Consider the following 12,225-nt stretch of genomic DNA (forward strand, 5'->3'; position numbering starts at 1 on the left):
CCGCACCCCCCGCGGGGGGGGGGGGGGGGTCCGGGTTTTGTTGGCGGGTTGTTCAAAAACTTACCACAAATACAAAATTGGGGCGGGGCCCGGGGGGGGGGGGGGGCGGGCCCCGCCCCCCCCCCGCCCCCGCTGCCACCCGGCACGGACGGTCGCGCGACCTCTCTGACGAAGTCGGTGGTTTCTTCGGCGGAGGTGGGAGCGCGCGGTGAACGGACGAACGACGGACGAGCGAACGGCGGGCAACGTGGCGGCGGCACGGGAGCTGGCCCTGCGGCTGCCGAACTGGATGATCTGGTACGGCCTGCACACCCACAGCTTCTGGGCGATGCCCACGGCGGGACACCTGACCGCCACACCCCACGTCGAGGCCTCGACCCCGCAGGAGCTGGAGAGCACGGTCAGGCACATGGAGTACCTCGCCGCGCGGGCCGCTTCCCCCGAACTCGCGGCGCCGTACGACGGGCGTCACACGGAGCACGTCCCTTTCCATGGGGAGCGGAGGGACAGGCCACCGAGTCAGGCACCGGCGCGGGCGGCGCGGTGAGGGCCGAGCGGGCACTGGCCGAACTGAGGCGGGAGCTGCGCGCGGCCGGGGTCGAGACCGAGGAGTACGACGTGTTCGCGACGAGCTCCGGCGATCCGATGCTCAGCCTCGCCCCGGGGCTGATCGTGTGGGCCGGGCCTGAGTGGTTCCGGTGGGTCGGGGAACGCGACCGGTGGAGGTACCACACGACCGGAGATCCGGCGGGGGCCGCCAGGCTGATCCGCCGCTTCCACGACAGGCTGCGGCGCGACCGGCCGGAGGAGGCACGCTTACGGCACGAGCACCCATGACCCGGGGCCCCAGGTGAGGAGTCGGAGACGGCCGTCCGGGGAAGTCTGTCCGGGGGGCCGGTCCACACGGCGGCCGGCCGTCCGAGGAACGAATCTGGAGGCCCTGTGGCATACGACGTGACGGCGGTACGGGCGCACTTCCCCGCACTGGCGGAGGGGGCGGCGCACTTCGACGGGCCGGGCGGTTCGCAGACCCCCGGCGTGGTCGCCGAGGCCGTGGCCGGGACGCTGCGCTCCGCCGTCTCCAACCGGGGAGTCATGACCGCGGCCGAGCGCCGCGCCGACGCGATCGTGACCGGCGCCCGCCGGGCGATGGCCGACCTGCTCGCGGCCACGCCGGAGGGCGTCGTCTTCGGCCGCAGCATGACGCAGCTGACCTACGACATGGCCCGCGCACTGGCCAAGGAGTGGCGTCCCGGCGACGAGGTCGTGGTCACCACGCTCGACCACGACGCCAACATCCGGCCCTGGGAGCAGGCCGCCCTGGCACGCGGCGTCACGGTTCGCCGCGCCGACTTCGACCCGGACAGCGGGGAACTGCCCGTCGCCGCGGTCGCGGACCTGCTCACCGAGCGCACCAGGCTCGTCGCCGTCACGGCCGCCTCGAACCTGCTGGGCACCCGTCCCGACGTCGCGGCGATCGCCGCGCGGGCGCACGAGGCCGGGGCGCTGGTCTACGTGGACGGGGTGCACCTGACGCCGCACGGCCTGATCGACGTGGGGGCGCTCGGCGCCGACTTCTACGCCTGCTCGCCGTACAAGTTCCTCGGTCCGCACCTGGGCGTGCTCGCCGCGGATCCGGCGCTGCTTGAGACGATCCACCCCGACAAGCTGCTGCCCGCCAGTGACGCGGTGCCCGAGCGGTTCGAGCTGGGCACGCTGCCGTACGAGCTGCTGGCGGGCACGACGGCGGCGGTCGGCTTCCTGGCGGACCTCGTGCCGGGCGAGGGGGACAGGCGCGCGCGGCTCGCCCGCTCGATGGCCGCGCTCGAGGGGCACGAACGGGCGATGCTCGACCGGCTTGAGGCGGGCCTGGCCGAGATCGGCGGGGTGCGGACGTACGGAGCGCCGGGGCGCGAGCGCACCCCGACCACGTTGTTCACCGTCGGCGGGGTCACGCCCGCCGACACCTACCGGTTGCTGGGCGAACGCGGGGTCAACGCGCCCGCCAGCTCCTTCTACGCGCTGGAGTGCTCCCGCAGGCTCGGCCTGGGGGACACGGGCGCGGTGCGCGCCGGGATCGCCCCCTACACCGACGAGCAGGACGTCGACCGGCTGCTGAAGGGCGTGCGCGAACTGGCCGGGTGAGCTCTCAGGCGGCCGTCCCGGCGGGCTGCGCGCGCCGGGCGGTCGTCTCACGTACGGCGACGAACGCCAGCAGGGCGATGCTGCCCAGGTCGAAGACGATGCTCACCGTCGACAGGCCGGGCCGGGCCGCCGGGTTGAGGAAGGTGAGCCCGAGGAAGGCGGCCTTGGCGAGGATCGCGGCCAGGCACGCGGCCAGCCGGACGGGCGGGGACAGGACGGCCCACAGCAGGGCGGCGCCCAGCAGGAGCTGGAGCACGCCGCGGTGCTGCAACAGCGCCAGCACCATGGGATCGGGGTCGGTCACGCCGTAGGTCGACCCCAGCATGGACGGGTTGACCAGGGAGAACACGGGGAGTGTGGTGACCAGGCCCGTCACCGTGAGGGCGGCGCGGGCCGCGATCTCGCCGGGTGGTGTCGAGGACATGCGGCGGGCTCCAATCCATCAGCTTAGGTGATCGTCAGCGTAGCTGACGGATTTCCCCCCTTTCAAGGCCGCCTCCGCGAGGCTCGCGCGCCCGTGTTTCGGCCGTTCAGGTGGGTTCTGGTCCTACCAACCAACATTCTAGGTAGATAAAGTGGGTTTTCGGTTTATCATGGGAACATGGGAGCATTGCTCGATCTTGTGCAACTGCGTACTTTTGTTGCCATCGCGGAGTGTGGCGGCTTCGGCCGGGCGGCGTCCGCGCTGCGGACGAGCCAGCCCACGGTGAGCCAGCACGTGCGGTCTCTGGAACGTGTCGTCGGGCGCCCGCTGGTCGAACGGGCCGGCAGGCTGACCAGGTTCACCGCGGCCGGCGAGGTGCTGCTGGCCGAGGCGCGGCGACTCCTCGCCGCGCACGACGAGGCGATGTGCAGACTCGGGGCGGAGCCGGTTCCGACGCTGACCGTCGGGGCCGTCGAGCACGCGGCCTCCCCGGTCCTGCCCGACCTGCTCACCGTCCTGATGTCCGCCCTGCCGGGACGCGACGTGGTGTTCCGGCTGGACCGCAGCACGGTCCTCGCCGAGGCGACGCTGCGCGGGACGGTGGACATGGCGCTGATCCTCGGCGCGGTCGCCAACGTGGGAGGGACGGAGGTCGGCTCCCTGCCGCTGCGCTGGCTGGCCGCGCCGGACTGGATTCCGCCCGCGCCCGGCGCGCCGCTGCCGCTCGTCGCCTTCCAGGAACCCTGCGGGCTGCGCCAGCAGGCCGTGGGCGCGCTGGAGAGGCTCGGCTGGATCGTGCGGGTCACCACCGAGGCGGCCAATCTGGAGGGCATCCTCACCGCGGTCAGGGCGCGGCTCGGTGTCGCCCTGATGCCGACCGCGTGCGGCGTCCCGCCGGGACTTGAGGAGGTCCGCCAGCTGCCCCCGCAGGGCACGCTCGGGCTGCGCCTGCTCAGCAGACAGGGACTCGACCCGGCGATCGAGGCGTACGCGGGCGACACCCTGCGCGCCTTCTTCGCCGCGGTCCCGCCCTCCCGGCCGTTTCTCACCGGTCTTCCCGGCGGGGAGCGGCAACGCCGCGACCAATACAAGACCAGCCATCCGATAAGCAATTCTAATTAACATCGATTGACAATGCGAATTGCTTCGTGAGTATTGGTGAAAGGTGGCTTGAAATGCTTGGATGTCATTGACGTAAATCGCCTGACATGGTGTGATCGCTGTGCGGCCCTGAATGTTTCTCCGGGGCCGGGGGAAATTATTCCGTTCCACGGAGGGTGTGTTTTCCGGCCATTCGGCTTACCCGCCGATGGCATGTCCGCCCCTTTTCGCGCACGCGTTCCACGCAACAGAAGAAGGCCACGCCGATGACACCGAGCGATGACTCGGCCACCAGAACCACCCCGAGCCCCGTCCGCAGGCGGGGCACCCTGCGCTCCCGGCGCCCCGTCGTCCTGATCGCCTGTCTGGCCACGGCCGTCGTCGCAGGCGCCGTCGTCGTCTCCGTGGTGGCGGGAAGCGGTGACCGGCCGGTGGCGCGGGCCGCCGCGGGTCCCCCGGGCGCGCCCGTCGCGGGCGGCACCCTCACCTACGCGATCGCGGGCACCCAGGTCTCGCTGGATCCGGCCGTCGCGGCCACCGCGGTGACCGGTCTCATCGACCGCAACGTCTTCGACTCCCTGGTGGCGCAGACCGGCCCGGACAGCTTCGGCCCCTGGCTGGCCAAGGAGTGGACGGTCTCCAAGGACGGCAAGGTCTACACCTTCACCCTCCGCGAGGGCGTCACCTTCCACGACGGCACCCCGCTCACCGCGGAGGCGGTCAAGGCCTCCCTCGACCACGTGGTCGACCCCGGGACGAAGTCGGCCTACGCGGCCTCGCTGATCGCCCCGTACCGGAAGACGCGCGTGGTGAGCGACCTGGTCGCCGAGGTGACGCTCTCCCGGCCCTTCACCCCCTTCCTGCAGGCGCTCTCCGTGCCCTACCTGGGCATCCAGAGCCCGGCCGCGCTCGCCAAGCCGGTCTCCGAGTACCGGCCGGTCGGCACCGGCCCCTTCTCCTACGTCTCCTGGGAGAAGGACAGGCGCGTCACCCTCAGGCGCAACCCCGGCTACACCGCGACTCCCGCGGGGGCCTCCCACCGGGGAGCCGCCTACCTCGACGGCCTGGTCTTCGAGTTCGTCTCCGAGGACGCCACGCGGTACGGCGCGCTGACCAGCGGCCAGGCGCAGGCCATAGCGGGTGTGCCGCCCGTCAACGCCGACAGGCTGAAGACGCTGCCCGGGTTCACGCTGAACGCCCAGGAGACACCCGGCCTCAACTACAACCTCTACCTCAACCAGACCCGGGGGCCGCTGCGCGACGTGCGGGTCCGCCGCGCCCTGTCCGCCTCGGTCAACGTCGACCAGCTGGTCAGGAGCGTCTACTTCGGTCACTACAGGGCGGCGCGCAACCCGCTCAGCGCGGCGACCGCCGCCTACGACGCGGGCGCCGAGAGCGAACTGGCCTCCTACGACCCCAAGGAGGCGGCCAGGCTCCTGGACGAGGCGGGCTGGAAGGAGACCGACAAGGACGGCTACCGCGTCAAGGACGGCGAACGGCTCACCCTCGTGTGGCCCTTCTGGGCCGAGGGGAACAAGGACCAGCGCGACGTCCTGGCCGAGGGCGTCCAGGCGCAGGCCAAACTCGCCGGCATCGAGATCCGGCGGCCCCCCGTCGACACCGGCGCCTACGTGAGCAGGTACCTCGTCGGCGGCGGCTACGACCTGATCGACGTCAGCTTCGCCAGGCCGACCCCCGACGTGCTGAGATTCGCCTTCGCCTCGGGCAACACCTACGCCAAGGCGGGCGGCAACGTCGCACTCGTCGACTCACCCGAGATCGACAGACGGGTCGAGGAGGCGGCCGAGACCTCGGACCCGGAGACGGCCAGGCGTGACTACGCGGCCGTGCAGAAGGAGGTCCTCAAGCAGGCCTACGTGCTGCCCCTCTACACGCCGGTGCAACTCGTCGGCCTGTCGGGGAAGGTGCGCGGCGTCGCCTTCGACGCGCAGACCTACCCCGTCTTCCACGGCGCCTGGCTGGGGGCCTGATCCCCATGCCGCCGCTGGCACGCCGGCTGGCACGCAGGCTCGCGCTGACCCTGCTCGTGCTGTGGGGGACGGCGACACTGGCCTTCGCCGGCATGCGGCTCGTGCCCGGGGACCCCGCCCACGTCATCGCGGGCGGGGTCCAGGCGAACGCCACCCCCGAGGTGCTGGAGACGATCCGCGTCCGGTACGGCCTGCACGACCCCCTGCCCGTCCAGTACGCGATCTTCATCGGCAGGCTGGCCCGCGCCGACCTCGGCGACTCCTACCAGCTCAACCAGCCGGTGAGCGAGGTGATCCTGGAACAGCTCGGCGCGACCGTCGCCCTGGCCACCGGCGCCGCGGTCCTCGGCTTCACCCTGGCCGTTACCCTGGCCCTGCTCACCGCGGGACGCCCCAGAGCCGGAGCCGTCTCCCGCGTCCTGGAGTTCTGCGCCGTCTCGACCCCCAACTTCTGGATCGGCATCCTGCTGCTCGGCGCCTTCTCCTTCACCCTCCACTGGTTCCCCGTCCTCGGCGAGGACGGCCCCCGCGCGCTCGTGCTGCCGTGGATCACCCTCGCGCTGCCCATCGCGGGCGTGCTCGCGCAGATCACCAGGGAGGGCCTCGAACGCGCCCTCGGGCAACCCTTCGCCCTGACCGCCAGGTCAAGGGGCGCCACGGAGAACCGCATCCGGCTGCGGCACGCGCTGCGGCACGCCGCACTGCCCGTCCTCACCCTGTCCGGCTGGGCCCTCGGCGAACTCCTCGCCGGAGTGGTGGTCGTCGAGACGGTCTTCGCCCGCCAGGGACTCGGCCAGGTCATCGTCTCGGCGGTCAACGGCAGGGACTTCCCCGTGGTGACCGGGGTGGTCGTGCTCGCGGCCCTCACCTTCTCGCTGATCAACACCGGCCTCGACCTGCTCTACCGGGTGGTCGACCCCCGCGTACGGCAGGCCGCCCCGTGACCGCCCCCGCGCTCGTGCCGTACCGGGGAACGCGCCCGCGGCCGGGACTGTGGGCGGCCTGCGCGTTCCTCGCCCTCCTCTGCTGCGCCGCGCTGTTCCCCGCGCTGTTCGCCGGGGCACCCGACCAGGTGGACGCGACCGCCGCCCTGTCAGGCCCCGGCGCCGGGCACCCGTTCGGCACCGACCAGCTCGGCCGCGACGTGCTCGCCCGTGTCGTGTACGGCGCCCGTGCCTCGCTGTTCGTCGGCCTGGGCTCCACACTGCTCGCCGGAGCCATGGGTTCGGCGTGGGGACTGCTGGCCGCGCTCGGCGGCCGGGTCGCCGGTGAGGCGGCCATGCGCCTGGCCGACATCCTGCTGGCCTTCCCCGGCGTCCTCACCGCGCTGCTCGTGGTCGCCGTCCTCGGCCCCGGCACCCGCAACGCCACCCTGGCCATCACCGTAGCCCTGGCCCCCGGCTTCGCCCGCGTCGTCAGGGTCCAGGCCCTCCTCGTGCGGAACTCCGCCTACGTCAGGGCCGCGACCAACCTGGGACTGCGGCCCCGGCACATTCTGCGCAGGCACATCGTGCCGAACACGCTGGCGCCGCTGCTGATCCTGGCGACGCTGAACGTCGGCACCGCCGTCATCGCCGGAGCCTCCCTCAGCTTCCTGGGCCTCGGCCCACGGCCACCGGCCCCCGAATGGGGCTCCATGCTCGCCCAGGCCCGTAACTACCTCGACGTCTCCTGGACCCTCGCCCTCTTCCCCGGCGCCGCCATCACCCTGACCGTCATGTCCGCCACGGCCGTGGGGCGCGCCCTGCAGGCCCGCTACGAGAGGCGGGAACCGTGACACGGGAGGAACCGCTGGTCGTCGTGGACGGGCTCTCCGTCGACTTCGCCACCCGGCACGGCGTCGTGCGCGCCGTACGGGACGTCGGCCTGACGCTGCGCGCGGGCGAGTGCCTGGCCGTGGTCGGCGAGTCGGGCTCCGGCAAGAGCGTCACCGCCCGCGCGCTGCTCGGCCTGGCCGGACAGGGCGCCGCCGTCCGCGCGCGCGCCCTGTCCTTCGCGGGACACGACCTGCTCGGGCTGGGCGGACGGCAGTGGCGGCGGCTGCGCGGACGGCGGATCGGCTACGTCCTGCAGGACGCGCTGACCTCCCTCGACCCGCTGCGCAGGGTCGGCTACGAGGTCGCCGAACCCCTCGAGGTGCACGGCCTGGCCACCCGCGACGACCTCGACGACCAGGTCGTCGCGCTGCTGTCCGAGGTAGGCGTCCCCGACCCCGAGGTCCGCCTCCTGCAGTACCCCCACGAACTGTCCGGCGGCCTGCGGCAGCGCGCCCTGATCGCCTCCGCCATCGCGGCCCGCCCCCGGCTGCTGATCGCCGACGAGCCGACGACCGCCCTCGACGTCACCGTCCAGGCCCAGGTCCTCGACGTGCTGGCCGCCAGGAGGGACGCGGGTACGGCATTACTGCTGATCAGCCACGACCTGGCGGTCGTCGCCAGGCTCGCCGACCACGTCGCCGTCCTCTACGCGGGAACGGTCGTCGAACAGGGGCCCGCGGCCGGCCTGCTCGCGGCGCCCGCCCACCCCTACACGGCCGACCTGCTCGCCGCGGTGCCCTCCGTCGACGGCCCGGTGCCCGACCTGTCCGGGCTCCGCTCCGCACCCGCCGCCCAGGAGGGCTGCCCCTACGCGCCCCGCTGCCCGATGGCCGACGACCGCTGCCGTGAACGGCCTCCCGAGGCGCTGCCGTACGGGACGGACCGGGTGGTGCGCTGCTGGTATCCGGGGGCCGTGCCCGCGACCGCGTCCAGGAAGCGTGCCGCGGGCCCCGCCGCGCCGACGCGGGCCGAGACGGTCCTCACCGTCCGGGGGGTCGTCAAACGCTTCCGTTCGCCCGGCGGCTCCCACCGCACCGCGGTCGACGACGTGTCGTTCGACCTGGCCGCGGGGGAGGCGCTGGGAATCGTCGGGGAGTCGGGTTCGGGCAAGAGCACGACCGCCAGGATCGTCATGGCCGAGTTCGAACCCGACGCCGGATCGGTGCTGCTGCACGGCCGGCCCTGGAGCGGCCTGCGGGAACGGGACCGCCGCGCCCGGCGCTCCCGCATCCAGCTCGTCGACCAGGACCCGCTGAGCTCCTTCGACCCCCGCCACACCGTCGAGGAGATCGTCGCGGAGGCGCTGCCCCGCACTCGGAAAGGCGTCGTGCGTGAACGCGTCGCCGAGCTGCTCGGGCAGGTCGGGCTCGACCCCGCCGTTCTTCGCAGACGGCCCGGCCGGTTGTCCGGCGGCCAGCGGCAACGCGTGGCCATCGCGCGGGCGCTCGCCCCCGCCCCCGACGTGCTCGTCTGCGACGAGCCGGTCTCCGCGCTCGACGTCACCGTGCAGGCGCAGATCCTGACACTGCTCACCCGGCTCAGACACGAGGCCGGGGTCTCGCTGCTGTTCATCTCGCACGACCTGGGCGTCATCCGCCAGGTGTGCGACCGGGTGGCGGTCATGAAGGACGGCAAGATGGTCGAAACCGGACAGGTCGAGGCCGTCTTCCGTGCTCCACAGGCCGCCTACACCCGGGCGTTGCTCGCCGCCGTGCCACGGATCGGCCCCGGCCCCCGTACGGCACGCCCACGTTTCCCAGAACCCGGAACCGCGCGACCCGCGGCCGGGAGACCCGCCCCCGTCACGGACCTGAAAGGCCGACATGACCTCAACCACCCCTGAACCACGCCCTGAGGGCCTCTACCCGGGCTGGACCCCGGCGCCGCGATCCGTCGTCGTGACGGGCGCCGCCTCGGGCATCGGCAGGGCGACCGTGGAACTGTTCGCCGAACGGGGAGTCGGCGTCGTCGCCGTCGACCACGACGAGTGGAGCCTCAAGGAGGTCGCCCGCCTCGACCGGGTCGTCCCCCTCGTCGGCGACGTGTCCACGGAGGCCGCCAACCAGAGGGCGGTCGCACTGGCCGTCGAGGAGTTCGGCGGCCTCGACGCCGTCGTGCTCAACGCAGGGATCGGCGGCACCCGTCCCTTCGAGGCGCCCGGCGCGGTCGAGGCCGCAGAACGCATCCTCTCCGTCAACCTGCGCGGTCCCGTCCTGGGCATCCGGGCCGCGGCGCCCGTGCTGCGCGAGGGAGGCGGCGGCTCCATCGTGGTGACCGCGTCGGTCGCCGGACTGCGCGCCGACCCGGGCAACTGGGCCTACAACGCCTCGAAGGGCGCCGTCATCAACCTGGTGCGGGCCGCCGCCATCGACTACGCCGTCCAGGGAATCCGGGTCAACGCCCTGGCCCCCGGCCTCACCTGGACCCGGATCAACGAGGGGGTACGGCAGAACCCGGCATTCGCGGCGGAGATCGAACGGCGCATCCCGCTGCAGCGCTTCGGAGAACCCCGCGAACAGGCCGAGGTCGTCTGGTTCCTGACCTCCCCGGCCGCCTCCTACGTCACCGGGACGACGCTGGTCGCCGACGGCGGCCTCGACGCGAGCCTGGGAGTCCTTCCGCTGCCCGGCGTCCGGTGACCCTCGTCCTTCGTTCCCCACACCCCAACGGAAAAAGGAGTCAACGATGAGCACCACGGAGACCAACCGCGCGGTGGCGCGACGCTTCTACGAGGAGGTCGTGTCCAAGGGCCGCCTGGAGGTCCTCGACGAGATCGTCGCCGAGGACGGCACCGACGCCGCGGGACCCGCGCTGGGCGGCGGCGGGCGCGCCGGTTTCGTCCAGCACATCACCTGGCTGCGCCAGGCGGTCGAGGGCGTGACGGCCACGGTGACCGACACCGTCGCCGAGAACGACAGGGTCGTCGTCTACTGGACCATCGAAGGGGTGCAGCGCGCCGAGGTGTTCGGCGCCCCGCCGAGCGGACGCCGTTTCGTCGGCCAGAGCATCAGCACCATCAGGTTCCGTGACGGCCAGATCATCGAGTACGAGGTCCTGCCCGACCGCCTCGGCATCGTGCAGCAGCTCGTCGGCTGAGCGTCCGCCCGCCGCCCGCTCCGGACCTCCGGAGCGGGCGGCGGTGTCATGTGGCGTCACACCAGCCCGTCCACCCACGACCTGATCGCCTGGGCGGTGGTGTCCGAACGCTCCTCAAGCGTGGTGAAGTGGTCGCCGGGGATGTCGGTGGACTCGTGCGCCACCGGCCAGTACGCCCGCCAGTCCAGCCGGCCCTCGGGATCGACCGTCGTGCCGCGCAACGGCTCCGTCGCCCGCAGCAGCAGGATCGGCGTCTGGACCGGCTTCGGCTGCCAGCCGACGAAGAGCCGGTTGTAGAGCCCCATCGTGGTCAGCCTGTCGTCGTGCAACGTCATGTCGAACCGGTCGATCCGTTCGAGCATCCCGCCGATCATGCCGCCCAGCCACCACTCCATGCCCTCCTGGCCCGCCGCGTCGATCGGATAGCTGTCGATCAGCGCGAGCCCGGCGGGCGTCAGCCCCTGGTCCTCAAGCGCGACGGCGACCGCGTGCGCGACACAGCCGCCCATCGAACGGCCGACGATCACGAAGGGCTCGTCCTCGCCGACGCAGGCGCGCAGACCTTCCACGTTCATCTGGACCAGTGTCTCCAGCGAGTCGGGCAGGGCCTCGGCCTCCCCGTCGGTGAACCCGGGAGACGGCACGACGTGGACGTTCCGCTCCCCCCTGAAGACCTGGCCGAACCGCGAGTACTCGTGCGGCCCGGAGATCGCGCTGAGCGCGGGGAAGCACACCAGGGACACCCGCCCGGGGCCGGTGGCCAGCCTGATCGGGGGCCGTGCGTACCGGTCGCGCTCGGCGGCGCCGAACTGGCCGCGCACGTGCGAGACCGCGAGCAGCAACTCGGCCGCCTGCAGGTGTTTACCCGTCTCGTGCATCCGCCGGTGGATCGCGGCCAGCCCGCCGCCCGCCCCGCCCGCCCCGGTACGGCCTGGCCGTACCTCCCGGGCCGTGTCCCCCAGCTCACGGTCGAGCAGGTCGGCGATGGCCTGGGGGGTGGGGTGGTCGAAGGTGAGGGTCGCCGGTAGGCGTAGTCCGGTGGCGGTGCTGAGGCGGTTGCGCAGTTCGACGGAGGTCAGCGAGTCGAGACCCAGCTCGATGAGCGCGCGGTCACCGGCGATGGTGCCCGGCGCCGGATGGTCGAGCACCGTGCCGACCTCACCGCGGACCAGCTCCAGCAGGACCTCGGCGCGCGCCTCACGGTCGAGCCCGGCCAGCCTGCCCGTCAGGGACGCCGCCCCGCCGCCCGAGCCCGCCCGGGTCCGCGCGGCCGGCCGGGCGGCCCGGACGAGCCCGCGCAGCAGCGGAGCCGGCGTCCCCTCCACGGCCGGAGCCAGCGACGCGGGCACCACGACCGAGCCCCGCGTCCGCCCCGAGACGGCCGCGTCGAACAGCGCCAGCGCCTGCTCCGTCGGCAGCGACCGCAGCCCGGTGCGCGCGATGCGCGCCTGGTCCGTCGAGCTCAACCGGGCGGTGATGTCGCTTTCCTGTTGCCAGAGTCCCCAGGCGAGGGAGGTGGTGGTGGGGTGGTTGGCGGCGAGGGCGTCGAGGTAGGCGTTGGCGGTGGTGTAGGCGGCTTGGGCGGCTCCGCCGAGGAGTCCGGAGATGGAGGAGAACAGGATGATGGCAGGGGGGTGGTTTCGGGTGAGGT

General features: G+C 72.8%; 12 protein-coding genes. 10 read left to right on the forward strand and 2 right to left on the reverse strand.

Annotated features, from left to right (window positions below; all coding sequences use genetic code 11):
• Window positions 1–208: 208 nt before the first annotated feature.
• The 3 genes from ACFYY8_RS41840 to ACFYY8_RS41850 all read left to right on the forward strand — a co-directional run bounded on the left by ACFYY8_RS41840 (window position 209) and on the right by ACFYY8_RS41850 (window position 2,145).
• Complete coding sequence (locus ACFYY8_RS41840) at window positions 209–547, forward strand: hypothetical protein (RefSeq protein WP_390050653.1); 339 nt, start codon at window positions 209–211, stop codon at window positions 545–547.
• Window positions 544–837, forward strand: coding sequence for a hypothetical protein (locus ACFYY8_RS41845; RefSeq protein WP_390050654.1), 294 nt, complete (start codon window positions 544–546; stop codon window positions 835–837). The genes ACFYY8_RS41840 and ACFYY8_RS41845 overlap by 4 nt, the downstream gene beginning before the upstream one ends.
• Before the next feature lie 105 nt (window positions 838–942).
• A complete protein-coding gene (locus tag ACFYY8_RS41850; RefSeq protein ID WP_390050655.1) occupies window positions 943–2,145 on the forward strand; it encodes a cysteine desulfurase-like protein in 1,203 nt (400 codons plus the stop codon).
• A 4-nt stretch (window positions 2,146–2,149) separates the two neighbouring features.
• On the opposite strand, the gene ACFYY8_RS41855 is transcribed toward ACFYY8_RS41850, so the two are convergent.
• Window positions 2,150–2,569 carry a hypothetical protein gene (locus ACFYY8_RS41855; protein ID WP_390050656.1) on the reverse strand — a complete coding sequence of 140 codons (420 nt, stop codon included), beginning with the start codon at window positions 2,567–2,569 and terminating at the stop codon, window positions 2,150–2,152.
• A gap of 177 nt (window positions 2,570–2,746) precedes the next feature.
• Here ACFYY8_RS41855 and ACFYY8_RS41860 point away from each other — a divergent pair, with 177 nt between their 5' ends.
• From ACFYY8_RS41860 to ACFYY8_RS41890, 7 genes are all read left to right on the forward strand, one after another.
• On the forward strand, window positions 2,747–3,691 hold the full coding sequence (locus ACFYY8_RS41860) for a LysR family transcriptional regulator (protein WP_390050657.1): 945 nt from the start codon (window positions 2,747–2,749) through the stop codon (window positions 3,689–3,691).
• A gap of 245 nt (window positions 3,692–3,936) precedes the next feature.
• Window positions 3,937–5,661, forward strand: coding sequence for an ABC transporter substrate-binding protein (locus ACFYY8_RS41865; protein WP_390050658.1), 1,725 nt, complete (start codon window positions 3,937–3,939; stop codon window positions 5,659–5,661).
• Between the two features lie 5 nt (window positions 5,662–5,666).
• Entirely contained in the window at window positions 5,667–6,605 is a 939-nt protein-coding gene (locus ACFYY8_RS41870) for an ABC transporter permease (protein ID WP_390050659.1), read from the forward strand.
• Window positions 6,602–7,438 carry an ABC transporter permease gene (locus ACFYY8_RS41875; RefSeq protein ID WP_390050660.1) on the forward strand — a complete coding sequence of 279 codons (837 nt, stop codon included), beginning with the start codon at window positions 6,602–6,604 and terminating at the stop codon, window positions 7,436–7,438. The genes ACFYY8_RS41870 and ACFYY8_RS41875 overlap by 4 nt, the downstream gene beginning before the upstream one ends.
• Entirely contained in the window at window positions 7,435–9,321 is a 1,887-nt protein-coding gene (locus ACFYY8_RS41880) for a dipeptide ABC transporter ATP-binding protein (protein WP_390050661.1), read from the forward strand. The genes ACFYY8_RS41875 and ACFYY8_RS41880 overlap by 4 nt, the downstream gene beginning before the upstream one ends.
• The gene (locus ACFYY8_RS41885; RefSeq protein ID WP_390050662.1) at window positions 9,302–10,117 is read left to right on the forward strand and encodes an SDR family NAD(P)-dependent oxidoreductase; all 816 of its coding nucleotides are present in this window, start codon (window positions 9,302–9,304) and stop codon (window positions 10,115–10,117) included. Before ACFYY8_RS41880 ends, ACFYY8_RS41885 begins: the two co-directional genes overlap by 20 nt.
• 46 nt (window positions 10,118–10,163) lie before the next feature.
• Window positions 10,164–10,574: an ester cyclase gene (locus tag ACFYY8_RS41890; protein ID WP_390050663.1), complete on the forward strand. Its 411-nt coding sequence runs from the start codon at window positions 10,164–10,166 to the stop codon at window positions 10,572–10,574.
• 56 nt (window positions 10,575–10,630) lie between these two features.
• On the opposite strand, the gene ACFYY8_RS41895 is transcribed toward ACFYY8_RS41890, so the two are convergent.
• Window positions 10,631–12,225, reverse strand: a 1,595-nt coding sequence (locus ACFYY8_RS41895) for a thioesterase domain-containing protein (RefSeq protein ID WP_390050664.1), incomplete at its 5' end; no start/stop codon positions are given.

This window comes from Streptosporangium sp. NPDC001559, assembly GCF_042893955.1.
Lineage (GTDB): Bacteria > Actinomycetota > Actinomycetes > Streptosporangiales > Streptosporangiaceae > Streptosporangium.